A 19,801-nucleotide genomic window follows, 5' to 3' on the forward strand; every position below is an offset into this window, starting at 1 on the left:
AGGGTCAGCGAGCGTCGGGGCCGCCCGTCAGACCGCGCTCTTCTTGAGCCGGCGGCGCTCGCGCTCGGAGAGACCGCCCCAGATGCCGAAGCGCTCGTCATTGGCGAGCGCGTACTCCAGGCACTCGGAGCGGACCTCGCAGGCGAGGCAGACCTTCTTGGCCTCGCGGGTCGAGCCGCCCTTCTCGGGGAAGAAGGACTCGGGGTCGGTCTGGGCGCACAACGCGCGCTCCTGCCAGCCGAGTTCCTCCTCGTCCTCCGCGATGCCGTCCCCGATCAACAGCTCAAAGAGCTCGCTCATGTGGCGCGCCTCCTCTGCCCCTACTTGGCGTCCCCGTGGTTGCCGTTGCCTCGTGCGGCCGACGACACGAGTGAAATTACAGTTGCGTCACTCTGGCCCAGTCAAGCCGAGCTCTGGTATTGGGGCCGGGATTCACTCCCTGGCACCAAGCCGTTACGAATAGTGTACATATACGGACACATCGGACCTTCTGCCTCAAGGTCCTGAACAGTGCCGAACCATCCGCAACCATTCAGCAGGTGACGCCCGGTCACCGCCACAGGCCGGTCATCGGGCTGCCTTCCCGGCGATCTTCCCATCGAAACATAGAGAGTGATGAATCACCCCATCAGGGAAAGATCCGGACCTAACCCACTCGAATGCCGCATCCTTTGGTTTGACACCGCCCCCGCGGATGCGGTGTCCTTGCTTCTATGTCAGAGTTCGCCAGCCCCCGGAGCGGTTCCACCCTCCGCCGTGCCGTGAACTCTTGTTGTCGCCTCTGTTCCTGCTGTATCTAGGCGCCCGCGTCCCACCGCGCGCCGCCCCCAGGAAGCACAGAGGCCGCCCGCGATTCCCGTCCCAGGACATCCGGATCCGGCCGATCCCACGAACCGGCCGACTCCTCCGAGGACGACTCCCGTGCGCATGATCCGCATCCGCAAGCGGAACCGCGACCGCAACAAGCTCGCCCACCGCGGCCCCGCCACCGCCCCCGCCGGCACCCCCGCCGGCCCCCGGACCCGCCAGTGGGCCGACGGCCTCAGCGACGTCTCCATCGCCGGCGACCCGCTCGCCTTCCCGCACCTGGCCCGCACCGACCTGCCGGCCCACCCCACCACCGTCGCCGGGTATGCCCGGCTGGTGCGCGAGATCGCCGCCGACCGCACCCGCTGGGAGCCGCTCGTCCGCTACGACGCGCTGACCCGCTGGTACGCCCGGCTGGAGACCGGCCCCGGCTACGAGGTCTGGCTGCTCAGCTGGCTGCCCGGCCAGTCCAGCGGCTTCCACGACCACGGCGAGTCCTCCGGCGTGATGAGCGTCGTCAAGGGCGAGCTGATCGAGCGCTCCCTCACGCACGCGGGCGAGGGCGCCCGCGCCCTGCGGCCCGGCGGGCAGCGTGTGTTCTCCTCCGGCTACCTGCACGAGGTCGTCAACGGCGCGCTCGAACCCGCCGTCTCCATCCACCTCTACAGCCCGGGCCTGACCGAGATGAACCAGTACGGCGCCGCCGCCGTCCCCGAGCAGCACCCCGAGCAGCATTCCGGGCAGCAGGCGCAGGCCGGGTCGCACTGATCACGGGCTGACGGAGGGTCCGACCGTGGCAGGATGAGTCCCATGCGCATCGTGGCACTGGCAGGCGGAATCGGCGGGGCGCGCTTCCTGCGCGGACTCCGCGCGGCGGTCGGACCGCAGGACGAGATCACCGTCATCGGCAACACCGGCGACGACATCCACCTCTACGGCCTCAAGGTCTGTCCCGACCTCGACACCGTGATGTACACCCTCGGTGGCGGCATCCACGAGGAACAGGGCTGGGGCCGGACCGACGAGACCTGGTCCATCAAGGCCGAGATGAAGGCGTACGGCGTCGGCCCCGAATGGTTCGGGCTCGGCGACCGGGACTTCGCCACCCACCTCGTGCGCAGCCAGATGCTCACCGCCGGATACAGCCTCACCCAGGTCACCGAGGCACTGTGCGTGCGCTGGAAGCCGGGCGTGCGACTGCTGCCGATGAGCGACGACCGGGTCGAGACCCACGTGCGGATCACCGACGAGCAGGGCACCCGGGCGATCCACTTCCAGGAGTACTGGGTCAAGCTGCACGCCGCGGTGGACGCCGAGGCGGTCGTCGCGGTCGGCGCGGACACCGCCAAGCCCGCGCCCGGCGTGCTGGAGGCGATCGCCGAGGCGGACGTCATCCTCTTCCCGCCGTCCAACCCGGTGGTCTCGATCGGCACCATTCTCGCCGTCCCCGGCATCCGGGAGGCGATCGCCGCCGCGCCCGCGCCGGTCGTCGGGCTCTCCCCGATCATCGGCGGGGCGCCGGTGCGCGGCATGGCCGACAAGGTGCTCGCCGCCGTCGGCGTCGAAGCCACCGCGGAGGCGGTCGCGCTGAACTACGGCAGCAGGGCGGCGCTGCGAAGCGGCCCCGGCGGGAGCGGCGATGGACGAGGGGCGGGCCTTCTCGACGGGTGGCTGGTCGACAGCGCCGACCAGTCCTCGGTGGCCGCCGTCGAGGCCGCCGGGATCGCCTGCCGGGCCGTCCCGCTGCTGATGACCGACATCGAGGCCACCGCCGAGATGGCGCGCACCGCGCTGGCGCTGGCGGAGCAGGTGCGGAAGTGACGCTGGAGGTCCTCGGAGTCGGCGGCATCCCCGAGATCGAGGCGGGGGCGGACCTGGGCGAGTTCATCGCCAAGGCGGGGACGTACCAGGACGGCGACATCCTGCTGGTCACCTCGAAGATCGTCAGCAAGGCCGAGGACCGGCTGCTGCACGCCACCGACCGCGAGGACGCGATCGACGCCGAGACCGTCCGGCTGGTCGCCCGGCGCGGACCGATCCGGATCGTGGAGAACCGCAACGGCTTCATCATGGCCGCCGCCGGGGTCGACGCCTCCAACACCGCCCCCGGCACCGTACTGCTGCTGCCCGAGGACCCGGACGCCTCCGCGCGGGCGCTGCGGGCCCGACTCCAGCAGCTCACCGGCCGCCGGCTCGCCGTCGTCGTCACCGACACCTTCGGACGGCCCTGGCGCAACGGGCTGACCGACGTCGCGATCGGCGCCGCGGGCCTCTCCGTCCTGGAGGACCACCGGGGCCGCACCGACAGCCACGGCAACCAGCTGGAGATGACCGTCACCGCGACGGCCGACGAACTCGCCGCCGCCGCCGACCTGGTGAAGGGCAAGGCCTCCGGCATCCCGGTGGCCGTCGTGCGCGGGCTCGGGCACCTCGTCACCGCCGAGGACGGCGAGGGCGTCCGGCCGCTGGTCCGGCCCTCCGTCGACGACATGTTCCGGCTCGGCACCTCCGAGGCGCTGCGGCAGGCCGTCACCCTGCGGCGCACCGTCCGCTCCTTCACCGCGGAACCGGTCGACCCGGCCGCCGTCCGCCGCGCCGTCGCCGCCGCCGTCACCGCGCCCGCCCCGCACCACACCACGCCGTGGCGGTTCGTGCTGCTGGAGTCGGCGGACACCCGGGTGCGGCTGCTCGACGCGATGCTCGCCGCCTGGCAGCGCGACCTGCGCGAACTCGACGGCTGGGACGAGGCGAGGATCGCCCGGCGCACCGCCCGCGGCAACGTCCTGCGCGACGCCCCCTACCTGGTGGTGCCCTGCCTGGTGACGGACGGCTCGCACGACTACCCCGACCCGCGCCGGGCCGCCGCCGAACGGGAGATGTTCACCGTCGCCGCCGGCGCCGCCGTGCAGAACCTGCTGGTCGCCCTCACCGGCGAGGGCTACGGCTCCGCCTGGGTCTCGTCCACCATGTTCTGCCGCGACACCGTGCGCGAGGCGCTGGACCTCCCGGACGACTGGGACCCGATGGGCGCCGTCGCCGTCGGCCGCCCCGCCGAGCCGCCGAAGGCCCGCCCGCAACGCGGCGCCGGCGCCTTCATCGCGGTGCGATAGGGATCAGCGGCCGCGATAGATGTCGCGACGGTTGCCCACCTTCACGACGAGGATCACCAATACGTCGTCCTGGACCTCGTACGCCAGACGGTAGGCGCCGACGCGAAGACGGTAGAGGCCAACGTGGCCCGTCAGCTTCTTGACATCCGGGCCGTCGACATACGGGTCGTCACCGAGCCGGGTGAGCGCAGCGAGAATCTGCATGGCGTCGACCTGGCTGATGCCGCGCAGCTGCTGCCTGGCGTGCGCGGTGAAACGGAACGCGTACTTCACGCGGCGCCCCCGGCAGTACCCGGAGGTTCCTCGAAGAGGTCTGCCAGGAGTTCGGCCATGCTCACGGTGGGTTCGTTCCGATGCTTCTCCGCCTCACGAGCGAGAAGCTCGTCCTCCGCGTCCTCTATGGCGTCGAGAATCTCGATCGGCACGACCGCTCCGACGCGCTCGCCCTTGCGCGTGATCACGGTGATCTCGCCGGCCTCGGCCTGGGTGACCACCTCCGCGAGGCGTGCCCGCAGTTCCCGGATGTTCAGCGCGTCAGCCATGCCTCAAGCGTACACATGAACGTGTACACCAGGAGGGGTTTCCGGGTCAGCGGCGGCGGTGGTCGTTGGGGGTCAGGCGCGGGCCGTAGCGGGGGGCGTGGACGCCGGTGGCCAGCAGGAGGCGGCAGACGCGGTGGCGCTGGGGACGGTAGGGCTCCAGCAGCGCGAGCATCTGGGCGTCGTCGCTGCGGGGGCGGCCGGCCAGGGCCCAGCCGACCAGATCGGGCAGGTGGAAGTCCCCGACCGAGACCGCGTCCGGATCGCCGTTGCTGCGCTGCAGGGTCTCGGCGGCCGTCCAGACCCCGATGCCCGGGACGGCGGTGAGGCGGGCGAAGGCCTCCTCGTGGCCCATCGCCGAGGCCTCCTCCAGCCGCGGCGCCAGCCGGACCGCGCGCATGATCGTCGCCGAGCGCTTCGGGTCCACGCCCGCCCGGTGCCACTCCCAGCTCGGCACCAGCGCCCACTCGCGGGCCGACGGTGCCACCCGCATGCCCTCGGCCGGGCCCGGCGCCGGGGTGCCGAAGTCCCGCAGCAGGGTGCGCCAGGAGCGGTAGGCCTCGTCGGTGGTGACCTTCTGCTCCAGGATCGCCGGGACCAGCGACTCCAGCACCAGACCGGTCCTGGCCAGCCGGACCCCGGCGGTACGGCGCTGGGCGTCCCGCAGCGGACCGGGCGGCAGGACCAGCGCCTCCGGGGTGTCGTCGGCGCCCAGCAGGGTGGGGAGGCGGTCGAGGAGCCAGTCCGCGCCCGGGCCCCAGGCGCTCGCCTCGACCTCGCCGGCGGCCGGACGCGGCAGCACCCGCAGGGTGCCGATGCCGGCCGGGGTGCGGGAGGCGCGCCAGACGGCGCCGTCACCGGTGCTGCGGTACGCCGGATCGGCGGGGCCCCGGCGCAGCGGGAGCAGGGTGCGGGCCACGTCCAGCGGGAAGCCCGGGCGCCAGCGCCGTACCGCTTCCACCGCTGTCGCCTCCCGCGTCGCCTCCGGACATGAACGATACGCGCGGGGTCGGACGGACCCGCGGGGGCGGCGAGCGGGGCGGCGGGGGTCCACCGGACGACATCGCCTCCCCGGCCCTTTCCGGTGCGGTCGGGACCCGGGAAGGGGCGGGGTGGGGAGGGGTGGGGAGGGGTCAGCGGGTCTGGAGGAGGGCGGCCGCGGTGCGCAGGGAGGGGAGGAGCGCGTAGAGGGCGTTGCCCGGGCACTCGGTGGCGACGGCGTCACGGTGTCCGGAGACGGCGTCGAACTCGACGACGCTGCCCTTGGGGTAGCGGCTGGCGCCCGAGGACGAGGTGAGCTTGGTGCGGCCGTCGGCCGGTTGGGCTTCGAGGCCGAGCTTCCAGGCGGCGAGCGCGGCGAGGCTGTCGACGAGCGGCTGGGGCGGCCGGCCGTCGACGTAGGTGCCGATCGCGGCGATGCCGGAGGAGTCGGCGTTGAAGCCGAGGGTGTGGGCGCCCTGGACGGGCCGCTCGACGCCGCCCGCCCGGCCCTCGTAGACGGTGCCGCAGCGGTCGACCAGGAAGTTGTAGCCGATGTCCCGCCAGCCATTGGTCTTCACGTGGTACTGGTACATCGCCCGGATCACCCGGGGGGCGTCGGCGCAGGCGTAGTCGGTGGCGGTGTCGGTGTGGTGGACGAAGACCTCGCGGACCGGGCCGGTGTACACGAAGTCCCGCTCGCGCAGTGACTCGTCGGCCCCCCAGCCGGCCCGGGTGACGATCGCCGGGCTCGGAGCCTGGCCCTTGAGCGCCGGCTCGGTGGACGGGCCCGGCTCGGTGGACGGCCCGGTCGGCGGGTCAGCGGGCGGGTTCGCGGGCGGCTCCGTCGGCGACCCGGTCGGCGGGTCCGTCGACGGATTCGCGGGAGACCCGGTCGGCGGATCTGTCGGCGAGGCCGTCGGCGGGTTCGCGGGAGACCCGGTCGGCGACCCGGTTGTCGGGTCCGTCGGCGGATTCACGGGCGGATTCACGGGCGGCCCGGTTGTCGGGTCCGTCGGCGGGTCCGTCGACGGCCCGGTCGGCGGCTCCGCGGGCAGGGTCCGTACGCGCGTCGGGGCCACCCCGTTCCCCGGGTCGACCAGGTCGAGCCGCAGCCCGGCCGGTACTCCGGCGGGCCCGGGCCGGACCTCGACCGCGACACCGTCGCTGCGGCCGGTCCAGAGCGGGGCGGTGGCGCCGTGCGCCGGGTCGTCGGGGCTGTCCCCGGGACCGGCCTCCAGCCGGTGCCAGGCGCTCCAGCGGCCGGTGGCCGCGTCCCGGGTGCGGACCCGGACCACCGCCCCCGCGAGGGCGTCCGCCGGGCCGTCCCAGCCCAGGCCGAGGAGTTCGAACGGTCGGGTGCCGCGCGCGGCGAGGCCGGTCCCGGCGGGCAGCGGGAGGGTGGTGGTCGAGCCGCCGCCGGCGAACTCGCGGCGCTGCGGCTTCGGCGAGGGGGTCGCGGTGGCGGCGGGTTGGAGCAGGAGGGCGGCGGTGCATCCGGCGAGCAGGGCGGCCGGGAGTGAGAGGCGCATAAACCGGATCGTCGCCGCAAACCGGACCGCCCGCCACGCCGCTCCGCGCCCGTTCGGCCGCCCCTCCCGGCCTCCCACCCGAAGGCCGTAGGCTGGGGCGCACCATGACTGCGCCTTTCGCTGCCGATGCCCGCACCCCCGTCGAGCTGCTGCACGCATTCCTGCGCGGCGGCACCCCTTCGGTCGATCCCGCGGCCCCGCTGGTCACCTTCTACGACGACGCCACCGGCGAACGGGTGGAGCTCTCCGCCCGCACCTTCGACAACTGGGTCGCCAAGACCGCCAACCTCCTCCAGGACGAGCTGAACGCCGGCCCCGGCGACCGGGCGGCGCTGCTGCTGCCCGCCCACTGGCAGAGCGCCGTCTGGCTGCTGGCCTGCTGGTCGGTCGGGGTGGCGGCGGTCCCGGGCGGCGACCCGGCCGCCGCCGACCTGGTGGTCAGCGGCCCGGACGGGCTGGAGGCCGCCCAGGCCTGCGAGGGGGAGCGGGTCGCGCTCGCCCTGCGCCCGCTCGGCGGCCGCTTCCCGCAGCGTCCGGAAGGGTTCCTGGACTACGCCGCCGAGGTGCCCGGCCAGGGCGACCGCTTCGCGCCGTACTCCCCCGTCGCCCCGGAGGGGCAGGCGCTGGAGACCGCGGTGGACGGGCTGCCGCTGAAGCTGACGGGCGAGCAGACCGTGGCGCTGGCCCGGGAGGGCGCGGCGCGGCTCGGTCTGAAGCCCGGTGACCGCGTCCTGTCCACTCTCGCGTACGACGACTGGGCCGGTCTGGAGGCCGGTCTGCTGGCGCCGCTGGCAGCCGGTGCCTCGGTGGTGCTGTGCCGCAATTCGCAGGCGCTGGACGCCGGGCAGTGGGAGAAGCGGACGGAATCCGAACGGGTGACACTGCGCCTCGGCTAACCCCCGGCGCGGGCCCGGCGGGTAGGGATCGCTGCCATGGCCGAGGACGACACCGCGCACCCCCCGACCGGCACTCCCCCGGCGAGCGGCCCCGCACAGGACGGTCCGCCGACCGGCACCCCTCCCGACGGGACCGGACGCCCGCGACGGCGCCGGCGGTGGTTGATGATCACCGCCGGCGCCGTCGCGTTCCTGCTGGTCGCCACCGGCGTGCTGCTCTGGATCGCCTACCGCAAGCTGGACGGCAACATCCGCACCGACTCGGCCACCGACCGGCTGCTGGCCCGGCTGGAGGCCGAGCGGCCGAGCCGCACCGCCGGGGCGCGGGGTGCCGAGAACATCCTGCTGATCGGCAGCGACGACCGCTCCGGCGCGAACGGCTCGTACGGCGGTGGGAGCGGCACCGAGCGCTCGGACACCACGATCCTGCTGCACCTGGCCGCCGACCGCGGGCACGCGACGGCGGTCTCGGTGCCGCGCGACGTCATGGTCTCCGTCCCCGCCTGCGAGAAGCCGGACGGCACCCGCAGCAAGCCCGCGCTGATGCAGTTCAACCGGGCCTTCGAGACGGGCGGTCCGGCCTGCTCGATCCGGACCGTCGAGAAGCTGAGCGGCATCCGGATCGACCACTACGTGATCCTCGACTTCAGCGGCTTCAAGACGATGGTGGACGCGATCGGCGGGGTCGAGGTGTGCGTGCCGCAGCCGATCCACGACAAGGACGCCAGGCTCGACCTGCCCGCCGGCCGGCAGACCCTGCACGGCGAGCAGGCGCTCGGCTACGTCCGGGCCCGGGAGAGCCTGGGCGACGGCAGCGACACCCAACGCATGGGCCGCCAGCAGCAGTTCCTGGCCGCGCTGATCCGCAAGGCGCAGTCGCAGGGCGTGCTGCTGAACCCGGCGAAGCTGTGGCCGGTGCTGGACGCCGCGACCTCCTCGGTGCGGGCGGACGGCGGGCTGTCCTCGCTCGGCGCGCTGTACGACCTCACCCAGGACCTGCGCGGCGTCCCCTCGGCGGACGTGGTCTTCCTGACCGCGCCGCGCCGCCCGTACCGCTACGACTCGGACCGGGACGAGTTCGTGCAGCCGCAGACCGGCCAGTTGTTCGCGGCGCTGCGGGACGACCGGCCGGTCGCCGTCCGGCCGCCCGGGTCCTCGCCCTCACCGGGCCCGTCCCCGTCCCCGGGCGCCGGCCCGACGGCCGAGGTGGCGGCGGCGGTGACGGCCTCGGGGGCGGCGACCGCGTCACCCTCCGCGAGCGCCGCGCCCACCTTCGAGGGACGCACCGCCGACGTGGACGCCTGCGCCCCGCACTGAACCGTCGGCCCCCGACCGCGCCGGTGCACGCCGGTCCGGCCCCGTCGGCCGATCCGGACGTTTCCGCAATTGCTCGGCCACGAGCGGTATTTATCCCCGCCCTGCCGGAACATGGCGGAGATCACACCGGGAACGACTCCCCCGTTCGGCTCGTCTAGTGTGTCCGGATCGGCCCGTCCGTACGGGCGGTCCGCAGCCGTGACCGGTCGAAGGTAGGGAACCCCCGTGCACGAGGAGCAACCGGAAGGCGGCCGGTACCGGGTCGACCCGGCTCCCGGCGTCCCCCGGCAGCGCCGGCGGGCCGGCGAGGCACCGGCGGCACCGGCGGCACCGGCCCCGGAGGGCCGCCGGGACAGCCGGCGGCGGGCGGCCGCGCTCGCCAAGCGCAGCCGGCGCCGACGGGCGCTCAAGTGGACGGCCGGGGCGGGCGCCCTGGTGATGGTGGCGGGCTGCGGCGGGGCGTACTACCTGTACCGGCACTTCAACGACAACCTGACCTCGGTCAAGGTCCAGCTGGGCGACGAGTCCGAGCGGCCCCGGGCCGCCGGGGACGCGCTGAACATCCTGGTGATCGGCACGGACAGCCGGGAGGGCCTCGGCCGGGAGTACGGCGACGAGGGCAGCACCGGGCACGCCGACACCACGCTGCTGTTCCACATCGCCAAGGACCGCACCAACGCGACGGTGATCAGCCTCCCGCGCGACCTGATGCTGCCGATCCCGGAGTGCCAGAACGCCCAGGGGAAGAAGATCCAGGGCTCGGCGCGGGAGGAGTTCAACAACAGCCTCGGCCAGGAGGGGCGCGACGCGGGCTGCACCTGGAAGACCGTCGAGAAGAACACCGGGATCCGGGTCGACCACTTCGTGCAGGTCAACTTCGAGGCGGTGAAGACCCTGTCCACCGCCGTCGGCGGGGTCGAGGTCTGCGCGGCCAAGGACATCAACGACTCCGGCTCCCACCTCAAGATGACCAAGGGCCGGCACGTGGTCCAGGGCGAGGAGGCGCTGGCCTTCGTCCGCACCCGGCACGCGGTCGGCCAGGGCGGCGACCTCACCCGGATCCCGCTCCAGCAGCAGTTCATCAGCTCGATGATCCGCAAGATCAAGAGCGACGACACCCTGACCAGCCCGACCAAGCTCTACAAGCTCGCGGACGCCGCCACCAAGGCGCTCACCGTGGACTCCGGCATCGGCAGCGTGGACAAGCTCAAGGACCTCGCGCTGGACATCAGCAAGGTGGACACCAAGAACATCACCTTCACCACCGCGCCCGTCCTGGACGACCCCAAGGACGAGAACCGGGTGATCCTCAAGCAGCCGGACGCCGGGCAGCTGTTCGCGATGGTCGCGGCCGACCGCTCGCTGACCGAGACCGCCGCCCCGCCGAGCGACCCGCCCGCCGCCGAGGCCCCGGCCACCGGCGCCGCGACCCCGCCGCCCGCCCCGGCCGCCACCACCCCGCCCGTCTCCGGCAAGGGCGTCCAGCTGACGGTGCGCAACGGCAGCGGCACCCGCGGACAGTCCGGGCCGACCGTGGAGAAGCTCCGGGCGAAGGGCTTCGACAAGGCCGTGGTGGGCAGCGACGCACCGCCCGCCGAGACCACCACGGTGTCCTACCCGTCCGGCCGGGAGGCCGAGGCCCAGGCCCTGGCCGCCGCCCTCGGCCTGCCCGGCGACGCCGTCCGGCCGGCCGCGAAGTCGGACCCGAAGGGCGGGCTGGTGCTGGTGCTCGGCAAGGACGTGCTGGCCGCCGCCAACCCGGCGGCGGTGCCCACCGAGGCGCCCGAGGACCTCCAGCGGGTCCAGGCGGACGACACCGACGTCTGCGCCAAGTAGCCAGGTCCTGTCCGGCCGATCTCGCGGACTGATCCGCCGAGATCGGCCGGACAGGGCCTAGCCGGGCAGGAGGGTTCCGCCCTCCTCGCGGTAGCGCTCGGAGGTCCGGGGGCACTGCCAGCCGCCGTCCCCGGTGGGCCGCAGCGGCTCGCCGGCCCGGCCGACCCAGCCGATCCGGCGGGCCGGGACACCGGCGACCAGCGCGAAGTCCGGGACGTCCCGGTGCACCACCGCGCCGGCCGCGACCAGCGCCCAGCGGCCGACCGTCACCCCGGCGACCAGCACCGCGCGGCCGCCGATCGAGCAGCCCTGACGGAGCGTCACCCCCTCGGCCCGCCAGTCGTGTTGGCCCTTGGGGCGGCCCTCGGGAGTGACCGCGCGGGGGTACCGGTCATTGGTGAGGACGGCGGCCGGACCGATGAACACCCCGTCCTCGACCACCGCCGGCTCGTACACCAGCGCGTGGTTCTGCACCTTGACCCGGTCCCCGATCCGCACGCCGGGACCGACGTACGCGCCGCGGCCGATCACGCAGTCCGCGCCGACCACCGCGTCCTCGCGGACCTGGGCGAGGTGCCAGACCGCCGTCCCGGCACCGATCGCGGCCCGTTCGTCGACGTCCGCGCTCGGCTCGATCCGGACCGCACCCGCCCCGTCCTCAACTGTCGCCATGCGCACCGACGATAGCGGCGCCGCACGGCACCGCGGGCTGCCGGGACGAATCAGCGGGCGCCAGGGCGTGTCAGGCACGCCCCAGGATCAACCCGTCTTCGAGAGCACGTCCTTGGAGGACGGGCCGACGCTGGCGATCACTCTTCGGGCCAGCGAGCGCGGAGAGGTCAGGAAGCCGAAGCCCCAGCTGAGGTGCATGGTCGCGAAGGCCACCGGCAGCAGCGCCCTGGCCTTGAACGACAGCCCCCGGCCCTCGACCGCGGCGCCGCCGAGGATGCCCATCAGGTACGCGCCGGGCACCGCCAGGAAGGCGGGGTGGACGGCGGCGCCGAGCACCAGCCCGAGGACGACCGCCGCCAGCGCGGCCGGCGGGGCGAGGTAGCGCATGTTGACCGAGCCGCGGTGGTAGCGGGTGACCACCCGGCGCCAGCGGCCGTAGTCCTTGTACTGCTTGGCCAGCGCCCGCACCGAGGGGCGGGGCCGGTACGTCACCTTGAGCTGCGGGGTGAACCAGACCAGGCCGCCGTCCTGGCGGATCCGGTAGTTCAGCTCCCAGTCCTGGGCGCGGATGAACTCCTCGTTGTAGCCGCCGAGCTTCTCCAGCACCTCGCGCCGGAACACCCCGAGGTAGACGGTGTCCGCCGGGCCGGCCAGGCCGCCGGTGTGGAAGGCCGCGTTCCCGACGCCGATCTTGGAGGTCATCGCGGCGGCGACCGCGTGCTCCCACTCGGTCTCGCCCTCAGCGTGCATGATGCCGCCGACGTTGGCCGCCTCCATCTCGCCGAGCAGCCGGACCGCCGTGGTGATGTAGCCGGGGGTGAGCAGGCCGTGGCCGTCCACGCGCACGACTATCGGGTGCCGTGAGCCCCGGATCGCGGCGTTCAGCCCGGCCGGCGTCCGGCCGGTGGGGTTCGCCACCGTCCGCACCCGCGGGTCCTCGGCCACCAGCTCGGCCGCGATCTCCGCGGTGCGGTCGGTGGAGGGACCGAGGGCGATCACCACCTCCATCGGCCCGGGATACTCCTGGTCCAGGATGCGGCGGACCGCCGTGCGCAGGTGACGTTCCTCGTTGAGCACCGGCATGATCACGGAAACAGCCGGCAGCTCCTCAGCAGCCTTGGTGTTCATCGGGGCCAACCGTACCGGTGCGGACGCGTCCCCGTCTTGTCCCGGTCTGGGCGGCCGGGGACGCCTCGCGGCGCGGCACCGGTGCTGTGATCAAGAACACCGTACTCCCCCTTATGTGCGGGCCGGAAGCGGTGTGGATCCGGTGCCGGTCCGGGGTGGGTTCAGAGTGCGTAGTGAGCGACGGTGAACACCGCGTAACCGGTCAGCGCGAGCCGGTTCACCAGGTGCTGGGGGCCGCCCAGCCGGTCCGGCAGGGCCTGCGCCGGCCGCAGGTCGGGGCGGTGGGCGGCGGTGGCGACGGTCCGGGCCACCGCCGCCGGGTCGTACTGCCCGCCGAAGAAGGCGGCCAGCCGGGCCGCCGGTCGGCTGAAGAAGGAGAACTCCCGGCCGCCGCGCAGCCGGATCGTCAGCAGGCTCCGGTGCACCGCCGCCGCCGAGATCTCCGCCCAGCGATAGCTGCGGGTGCGCAGCGCGGTGGCCACCCGCAGGCCGTCGCGGTCGGCCACCAGCTGCCAGGAGAACGTCTGGGCGCAGGCGTGGATCGCCAGCGAGCCGATCCACAGCGGGCGCACCAGCCCCTCCCACCAGCCGTCGTCGTCGAGGAGCACGACGGCGGCGACGACCAGCAGCGCCGCCAGCGGTCCGGCCGCCGCGCGCAGCGGCAGCGGCATCTCCCAGCGGCAGGCGTCCAGCGGCCGGGCGTCCGAGCCGGCCTCGGGGGCGGCGGCGACGGTCTCGGCGGTCAGCGCGGCGACGGCCAGCTCGCGCTCGCGGTAGCGCCCGGAGCGCCGGCCGAGCCGCGGGGCCCGGGCGACGGCGGCGACGACGGAGGCCACCCGGTGCGGGTCGCCGTCCAGCAGGGCCGGGCGGACCAGGAGCTGCTGGTCGGGGCCGTCCGGGCCGCGGTACAGCACGGCCGGGACGCTGCGGCCGGCCCGGGCCAGCCGGGCGGCGGCCTGGTCCGGGGTGGCGCGCTCGACGAGCTCGCCGTACTCCTCCTCGGTCGGGTCGTGCCGCGGTTCCGGCTCGGGGCAGTCCTCCTCGTCGTCCTCCAGGTCGGGGTGCTCGGGCAGCCAGCCGGGGCCCGGGCGGTCCGGCATGTCCGGGTGGCCCTCCCTGGCCCAGTAGTAGCGCTCCCACTCCTTCAGCCGCCACAGCGCGGGCCCGTCCGCCGGGCCGTCCACCGGGAGCACCAGCAGGTCGCCCTGGGCGTCGGCCCGGACCCGGACGGCCAGGGCGGGAGCGGTGCCCTCGAAGCCGGGCCGGGTGCGGCGGGCGTCGTGGGCCAGGGCGGAGCCGAGCAGCAGCAGGCCGGGCAGGGCGAGCAGGCCGCCGAGGAGCGCCTCGCCGGACAGGTCGTAGTCGTCGCCCAGCGCACGGACCCGGTCGCCGTCCAGCAGCAGCGGGATCGTCTGGCCCGGCTGAGGTCGCTCGGCCCACCACACGTCCAGCTTCGCGGTGGGCCCGGCGGCGGCGCCGGGCGGCGCGGCGACCGTCACGTCTCCGCGGCGGGGGTCCTGGTAGTGGACGGTCAGCAGGCCGTCCCGGTCGTACTCCCCCGCGGTGCCGGTGACCCGCACGGCCGCGCCGTCCCGCTCCTCCTGCTGGGACTGCGCCCACAGGCCGTACAGCGGCAGCGCGGCGGCGGCGACCAGGAACAGGACGCCGAGCACCCGCCGCCCGACCGGCGCGTGCGGGGGGTGGACGGGCGAGGGCGCGCCGGCGGCCGTCCAGGGGAAGGGGACGGGCGGGGCCATCAGTTCGTCGAGCTGGTGGCGGGCGCGGCGGCGGCCGAGGTCGGCGCCGATCAGGACGGCGGCCAGCAGCAGGTGCAGCAGCACGGCGGACCAGCGGGCGAGCGGGGTGACCAGGCCGTTCGGGAGGTACCAGAACAGGGCCAGGGCGGCGACCGGGACGAGCGGCCGGACGCGGGGCCGGCCGACCAGCAGGACGGCCTCGGCCAGCAGCGTCCAGAGGGCCAGGGTCTCGCCCCAGGTCTCCCGGCAGATGCCCTGGGCGTTGCAGGCCCCTCCGCTGTCCGGCTCCACCGCGGCGGCCAGGGCCAGGAAGGCGATCGGCAGCAGCGCGAGCCACCGGCTGTCCAGCCGCCAGGCGGTCCGGGCGGCGCGCCAGCGGGTGGCGGCGGCACTGGTGAGGGGCGCGGCGCTGGGCAGCGGCGGGGCGTCCGAGGGGAACATCGGACGATCATCCCAGCCCGGGGGAAACGGAACGCGCCTCGGCGGCGGCCTCCCGGCAAGGGGCGGGGAACGGCACCGGGGCCGGGTGCTGTGCGCACCCGGCCCCGGTCCCCCGTTCCCCCGTTCCCCCGTCTCCCCCGTGCTCCGGGGCCCGGCGACCCCGGAGCCGGCTCAGTCCGTCGCGATGGCCGCGAGGACGTTCATGCGTCCGGCCCGGAAGGCCGGGACGAGTGCGGCGAACAGGCCGATCAGCACCGAGGAGACCAGCGTGATCGCCACCATGGTGGTCGGGACGGAGAGCGTCCCCAGGCCCTGGTCCCGCAGCACGCCCTGGACGGTGACGCCCCAGGCGAGCCCCAGCCCGGTGCCGAGGACGGCGCCGAACAGCGCGATCACCACGGACTCCAGCCGGATCATCCGGCGCAGCTGGCGGCGGGACAGCCCGATCGCCCGCAGCAGGCCGATCTCGCGGGTCCGCTCGACCACCGACAGCGCCAGGGTGTTGACCACGCCGAGCACCGCGACCGTGATCGAGAGGGCGACCAGCCCGTAGATCAGGTAGAGCAGGGTGTTGATCTGGGACTGGGCGAGTTCCTTGTAGCCGGCCCGGTCCTTGATGGTCAGCTGCGGGTACTCCTTCAGCCCGTCCTCCAGCGCGGTCAGCGTCTTCTGGACGTCGGCGCCCTGGGCGGCCTTGGCGAAGAAGGTCCACACCGGCGGCTGCTCGGCGGCCGGGACGGCCTTCGCCATGGTGTCCACGGCGACGAAGGAGCCGCCGCCGAACAGGTCGCCCTTGCCGAGGACCGCGCCGACCGGCAGCGCCTGGGTGCGGCCCTGGCCGTAGTCGACGGTGACCTGGTCGCCGACCTTCAGGTTGTGGTCCTTGGCGAAGGCGGCGCCGATCCCCAGCGAGCCGCGCTGGAGCGAGTCCACCGCGCCGGAGTCGACGGTCGGCCGGAAGTCGGTGCCGAAGAAGGACGGCGGGACCGCGGTCAGCGGGGTCTTGGCCTGCTGCCCGTCCGACAGCCGGACCTTGGCGGCGAAGAACCGCTGGGTGGTGATGTGGTCGATGCCCGGGGTCCGCTCGACGGCCTCCAGCATCTCGGGCGTGATCGCGGTGCGGCCACCGGAGATGATGTAGTCCGCGCCAACCGACTTGTCGATCTGCGCGCTGGTCGAGGTGACGGCCGAGGAGCTGAACACCGCGGAGGCGATCACCAGCGCCAGGCCGATCATCAGCGCGGCGGCGGTGGCGCCGGTGCGGCGCGGGTTGCGCATCGCGTTGCGCTGGGCGAGCTTGCCGGACGGCCCGAACAGCGCCGGCAGCAGCGCGCCGAGCACCCGGACGACGGCCGAGGCCAGCAGCGGGCCGAGCACCACGAAGCCGATCAGGGTGAGCACCACGCCCAGGCCCAGGTACTGGCCGCCGGTGGCCGCCTTCTCCGCCCGCGCGCCGAGCACCAGCAGGGCGCCGCCGCCGGCCGTCAGCAGCAGGCCGAGGACGGTACGGACCAGGTTGGCGCGGCCCTCGGTCGGCGTGCCGTGGTCGCGCAGGGCGGCCATCGGCGAGATCCGGCTCGCCCGGCGGGCCGGGAACCAGGCCGCGACCAGGGTGACCACGATGCCCAGCGCGTACCCGGCGACGAACACGTCCGGCCCGATCCGCAGGTCGGCCGCCTCCAGGTCCATGCCGATCGCGGTCATCAGCTTGATCAGGCCGACCGCCACGCCCAGGCCGGCCGCGACCCCGAGGGTCGAGCCGAGCACGCCCAGGATCAGCGCCTCGACCAGCACCGAGCGGTTGACCTGCCGCCGGCTGCCGCCGATGGCGCGCAGCAGGCCGATCTCCCGGGTGCGCTGGGCGACCAGCATCGAGAAGGTGTTGACGATCAGGAACGCGCCGACGATCGCCGAGACGAAGGCGAAGCCGAGCATCGCGTACTTCATGAAGTCCAGGCCCTTGCCGACCTGCTCGGTGCGGTCCGCCTTCTGCTCGGCCGCCGTCTTCACCAGGTACCCGCCGCCGAGCGCGGACTGCACGTCCGCCTTGAGCCGGTCGTTGCCGCGGCTGCCGTCGCCGTACGCCTCGACGGTGCTGAAGGCCTGCTCGCCGAGCAGCACCTGCTGGGCGGTCGCGGTGTCCAGGAACGCGAGCGCCGCGCCCGGGTTGGTGGTGGTGAAGGTGCCGATGCCGACGATGGTGAAGTCGTGCCGGCCGAGGGGGTTCTCGACCCTGAGCCGGCCGCCGAGGCCGAGCTTGGCCTTCTTCACGGTGTCCGCGTCCAGCAGCAGCTCGGTCGGGCCGCGCGGTGTGCGGCCGGAGGTGACCTTCAGCGGGTTGGCCGGGGTGTCCGTCCAGCTGCCGACCAGGGTGGGCGCGCCGGTGGTCGGGCCGACCAGCTTGTTGGTGGCCGGGTCGATCAGCACGGCGTTCTCGACCAGGACCTGGCCGACGGCGCTCTTCACCCCGGGCAGCGCGGCGACCTGCCGCTCCAGCGCGACCGGGACGGTCGGCGGCTTGACGGCGGCCTGCTGCTCCTCGTCCTCGGCCGGCTTGGGCGGATTGACCGAGACGTCGGAGGAGGTCGCGGCGAAGAGCTTGTCGAAGGTGCCGGTGGCGGTGTTGGAGAACACCAGGGTGCCGGAGACGAAGGCCACCGACAGCACGACGGCGATGAGCGAGAGCGCCATCCGGCCCTTGTGGGCGAAGAAGCTCCGCAGTGAGGTCTTGAGCAGCATGATGGTGTCGTCCCGCCGCTCAGCTGGTGCGCTTGCCGTCGAAACGGCGCATGCGTTCGAGGACGGAGTCGGCGGTGGGCGCGTACATCTCGTCCACGATCACGCCGTCGGCGAGGAAGAGCACGCGGTCCGCGTAGCCGGCGGCGACCGGGTCGTGGGTGACCATCACGATGGTCTGGCCCAGCTCGTCCACCGAGCGGCGCAGGAAGGTCAGCACCTCGGCGCCGGAGCGGGAGTCCAGGTTCCCGGTGGGCTCGTCCCCGAAGATGATCTCGGGGCGGGCGGCCAGCGCCCGGGCCACCGCGACGCGCTGCTGCTGGCCGCCGGAGAGCTGGGAGGGGCGGTGCTTGAGCCGGCCGGACAGGCCGACCGTCTCCACCACCTGGTCCAGCCAGGCCTGGTCGGGCCTGCGACCGGCGATGTCCATCGGGAGCGTGATGTTCTCCAGCGCGCTCAGGGTCGGAAGCAGGTTGAACGCCTGGAAGATGAAGCCGATCTTGTCGCGCCGGAGTCTGGTGAGCTGCTTGTCCTTGAGGCCGGTGATCTCGGCGTCGCCGATCCGGATCCGGCCGGAGGTGACCGTGTCGAGGCCCGCCAGGCAGTGCATCAGGGTGGACTTGCCGGAGCCCGAGGGGCCCATGATCGCGGTGAACCGGCCGCGCTGGATGTCCACGTCGACGGAGTCGAGCGCGGTCACCCTGGTCTCGCCCGAACCGTACGCCTTGGTGACCTGACGGGCCGACGCGGCGACGGCCGGCGCTCCGCCGGGAAGCTGGGGGTCGTACACGGCTGCTGCTGCCGTCGTCACTGGACTCTCCTAAGGAAGATGCGCTCACCCGTTGGCCCCCAGCCTCGCGGGCCCGCCCGCCTCATGACATGGCGCAGGCGGTAGTCCTCGACCGGGAGTTGTCTCCACCCTCCCGGTGGACCTGGCCACCGGACCCGACGCGATCGGGCCGTTTCCTGGCGGGTGGGGATGTGTGAACCACGTTAGGAGCCGACGGCCGCCGGCTCCTCATCCGCCGGAATGAAGCCGCTCAACCAAGGTTCTACGGGCCGCGGCGCCGCTCCCCCTAGGGGTAGCCGCGGCCCGTCTCGGGGACGCCCCGTACGGGCCGCGGCGGCGGTCCGTCAGCTCGTCAGCGCGGTTGCGGCCAGCCGCTCCAGGGCCGTGGCGAAGCCCTCCACGACCGGGACCAGCAGGGCTTCGGTCTCACGCTCCACCAGGGTCGTCCCGTCCTCCCGGGCGGTGATGTGGCGGTCGAGCACGAACCAGCCCTGGGTGATGTGGTCGGCGCCCATCGAGCTGAGCACCGGGCGCAGCGCGTAGTCCACCGCGAGGACGTGCGCGGGCGAGCCGCCGGTGGCGAGCGGCAGGACGGCCTTGCCGGCCAGCGCGTACTGCGGGAGCACGTCCAGCAGGGCCTTCAGCAGGCCCGAGTAGGCGGCCTTGTAGACGGGGGTGCCGACGACCACGCCGTCGGCGCGGGCGAACAGCTCGGTGACGGCGACGATCTCGGGGTGGTCGAAGTCGCCCGACAGCAGGGCGTGCGCGGGCAGGCTGCGGGCCTCGAAGGGGACGACGTGGTGGCCGCGCTCCGCCAGCCGCGCGTCGACGTGGCGCAGCAGGCGGGTGGTGCGGGAGGTGGGGGACGGGGAGCCGGAAACGGACAGGACGACGGCCATGGGTTCACCTCTGGGTGGAAGCGGGGCGGCGCGGGGCGGCGGGTTCCGGCCGGGTGCGGCGGGGGAAGGCGCCGCGGGTGGGGGCCGGTGCCGGGAGCGGTGCCGGGAGCGGTGCCGGCGGACGTGCACCGGGGGCGCTGTGTCGGCGGACGTGCGGCGGGGACGCCGTGCCGGCGGACGTGCGGCGGGTGCGGGGATTCGGCGGGCGCGCGTCAGCCGCGACAGAGCGAACAGGCCACACCGCGCCGCAGGTCGACGTACCGCCGACGCGTGAGTGCCCAACGCTGATCCATGCCTGGAATGCAAACACGCTGTGTTCGCGCTGGTCAAGAAACGTTTCAGCAGCTGGAACACGGGGTGTCC

17 protein-coding genes are annotated in these 19,801 nt (G+C 74.1%); 6 read left to right on the forward strand and 11 right to left on the reverse strand.

Going from position 1 to position 19,801, the window contains the following annotated elements; translation table 11 throughout:
• Positions 1-27: 27 nt before the first annotated feature.
• Positions 28-300: a WhiB family transcriptional regulator gene (locus ACFVUY_RS34845; protein ID WP_030062195.1), complete on the reverse strand. Its 273-nt coding sequence runs from the start codon at positions 298-300 to the stop codon at positions 28-30.
• A 621-nt stretch (positions 301-921) separates the two neighbouring features.
• Here ACFVUY_RS34845 and ACFVUY_RS34850 point away from each other — a divergent pair.
• From ACFVUY_RS34850 to ACFVUY_RS34860, 3 genes are read left to right on the forward strand one after another with little or no spacing between them, the layout of a single operon-like run.
• Complete coding sequence (locus ACFVUY_RS34850; protein ID WP_387736303.1) at positions 922-1,575, forward strand: cysteine dioxygenase; 654 nt, start codon at positions 922-924, stop codon at positions 1,573-1,575.
• 42 nt (positions 1,576-1,617) lie between these two features.
• On the forward strand, positions 1,618-2,628 hold the full coding sequence (gene cofD / locus ACFVUY_RS34855; protein ID WP_387736304.1) for a 2-phospho-L-lactate transferase: 1,011 nt from the start codon (positions 1,618-1,620) through the stop codon (positions 2,626-2,628).
• Complete coding sequence (locus tag ACFVUY_RS34860; RefSeq protein WP_387736305.1) at positions 2,625-3,917, forward strand: coenzyme F420-0:L-glutamate ligase; 1,293 nt, start codon at positions 2,625-2,627, stop codon at positions 3,915-3,917. The genes cofD and ACFVUY_RS34860 overlap by 4 nt, the downstream gene beginning before the upstream one ends.
• Before the next feature lie 3 nt (positions 3,918-3,920).
• Here ACFVUY_RS34860 and ACFVUY_RS34865 read toward each other — a convergent pair whose 3' ends face one another.
• The 4 genes from ACFVUY_RS34865 to ACFVUY_RS34880 form a co-directional block, all read right to left on the reverse strand.
• The gene (locus tag ACFVUY_RS34865) at positions 3,921-4,190 is read right to left on the reverse strand and encodes a type II toxin-antitoxin system RelE/ParE family toxin (protein ID WP_387736306.1); all 270 of its coding nucleotides are present in this window, start codon (positions 4,188-4,190) and stop codon (positions 3,921-3,923) included.
• A complete protein-coding gene (locus tag ACFVUY_RS34870) occupies positions 4,187-4,459 on the reverse strand; it encodes a type II toxin-antitoxin system Phd/YefM family antitoxin (RefSeq protein WP_387736307.1) in 273 nt (90 codons plus the stop codon). Before ACFVUY_RS34870 ends, ACFVUY_RS34865 begins: the two co-directional genes overlap by 4 nt.
• A 46-nt stretch (positions 4,460-4,505) precedes the next feature.
• Entirely contained in the window at positions 4,506-5,510 is a 1,005-nt protein-coding gene (locus ACFVUY_RS34875) for a DNA-3-methyladenine glycosylase family protein (RefSeq protein ID WP_387736308.1), read from the reverse strand.
• A gap of 79 nt (positions 5,511-5,589) precedes the next feature.
• Positions 5,590-6,966, reverse strand: a complete 1,377-nt coding sequence (locus tag ACFVUY_RS34880; protein ID WP_387736309.1) for an N-acetylmuramoyl-L-alanine amidase — start codon at positions 6,964-6,966, stop codon at positions 5,590-5,592.
• A 104-nt stretch (positions 6,967-7,070) separates the two neighbouring features.
• Here ACFVUY_RS34880 and ACFVUY_RS34885 point away from each other — a divergent pair, with 104 nt between their 5' ends.
• From ACFVUY_RS34885 to ACFVUY_RS34895, 3 genes are all read left to right on the forward strand, one after another.
• On the forward strand, positions 7,071-7,862 hold the full coding sequence (locus tag ACFVUY_RS34885) for a TIGR03089 family protein (RefSeq protein ID WP_387736310.1): 792 nt from the start codon (positions 7,071-7,073) through the stop codon (positions 7,860-7,862).
• 36 nt (positions 7,863-7,898) lie between these two features.
• Positions 7,899-9,179 carry an LCP family protein gene (locus tag ACFVUY_RS34890; RefSeq protein WP_387736311.1) on the forward strand — a complete coding sequence of 427 codons (1,281 nt, stop codon included), beginning with the start codon at positions 7,899-7,901 and terminating at the stop codon, positions 9,177-9,179.
• 225 nt (positions 9,180-9,404) lie between these two features.
• The gene (locus ACFVUY_RS34895) at positions 9,405-11,015 is read left to right on the forward strand and encodes an LCP family protein (protein WP_387695752.1); all 1,611 of its coding nucleotides are present in this window, start codon (positions 9,405-9,407) and stop codon (positions 11,013-11,015) included.
• A 57-nt stretch (positions 11,016-11,072) separates the two neighbouring features.
• Here ACFVUY_RS34895 and ACFVUY_RS34900 read toward each other — a convergent pair whose 3' ends face one another.
• The 6 genes from ACFVUY_RS34900 to ssuE all read right to left on the reverse strand — a co-directional run bounded on the left by ACFVUY_RS34900 (position 11,073) and on the right by ssuE (position 19,438).
• Positions 11,073-11,687, reverse strand: coding sequence for an acyltransferase (locus tag ACFVUY_RS34900; RefSeq protein ID WP_387736312.1), 615 nt, complete (start codon positions 11,685-11,687; stop codon positions 11,073-11,075).
• An 87-nt stretch (positions 11,688-11,774) separates the two neighbouring features.
• The gene (locus tag ACFVUY_RS34905) at positions 11,775-12,815 is read right to left on the reverse strand and encodes a glycosyltransferase family 2 protein (RefSeq protein ID WP_359910112.1); all 1,041 of its coding nucleotides are present in this window, start codon (positions 12,813-12,815) and stop codon (positions 11,775-11,777) included.
• Positions 12,816-12,976: 161 nt separating this feature from the next.
• On the reverse strand, positions 12,977-15,013 hold the full coding sequence (locus ACFVUY_RS34910; RefSeq protein ID WP_387736313.1) for a hypothetical protein: 2,037 nt from the start codon (positions 15,011-15,013) through the stop codon (positions 12,977-12,979).
• Between the two features lie 171 nt (positions 15,014-15,184).
• On the reverse strand, positions 15,185-17,755 hold the full coding sequence (locus ACFVUY_RS34915) for an ABC transporter permease (RefSeq protein ID WP_387695766.1): 2,571 nt from the start codon (positions 17,753-17,755) through the stop codon (positions 15,185-15,187).
• Positions 17,756-17,771: 16 nt separating this feature from the next.
• Entirely contained in the window at positions 17,772-18,560 is a 789-nt protein-coding gene (locus tag ACFVUY_RS34920; protein WP_387695756.1) for an ABC transporter ATP-binding protein, read from the reverse strand.
• A 323-nt stretch (positions 18,561-18,883) separates the two neighbouring features.
• Positions 18,884-19,438: an NADPH-dependent FMN reductase gene (gene ssuE, locus ACFVUY_RS34925; protein WP_380355371.1), complete on the reverse strand. Its 555-nt coding sequence runs from the start codon at positions 19,436-19,438 to the stop codon at positions 18,884-18,886.
• Positions 19,439-19,801 lie beyond the last annotated feature (363 nt).

This window comes from Kitasatospora sp. NPDC058063, from assembly GCF_042885395.1.
GTDB classification, from domain to species: domain Bacteria; phylum Actinomycetota; class Actinomycetes; order Streptomycetales; family Streptomycetaceae; genus Kitasatospora; species Kitasatospora lactacystinica.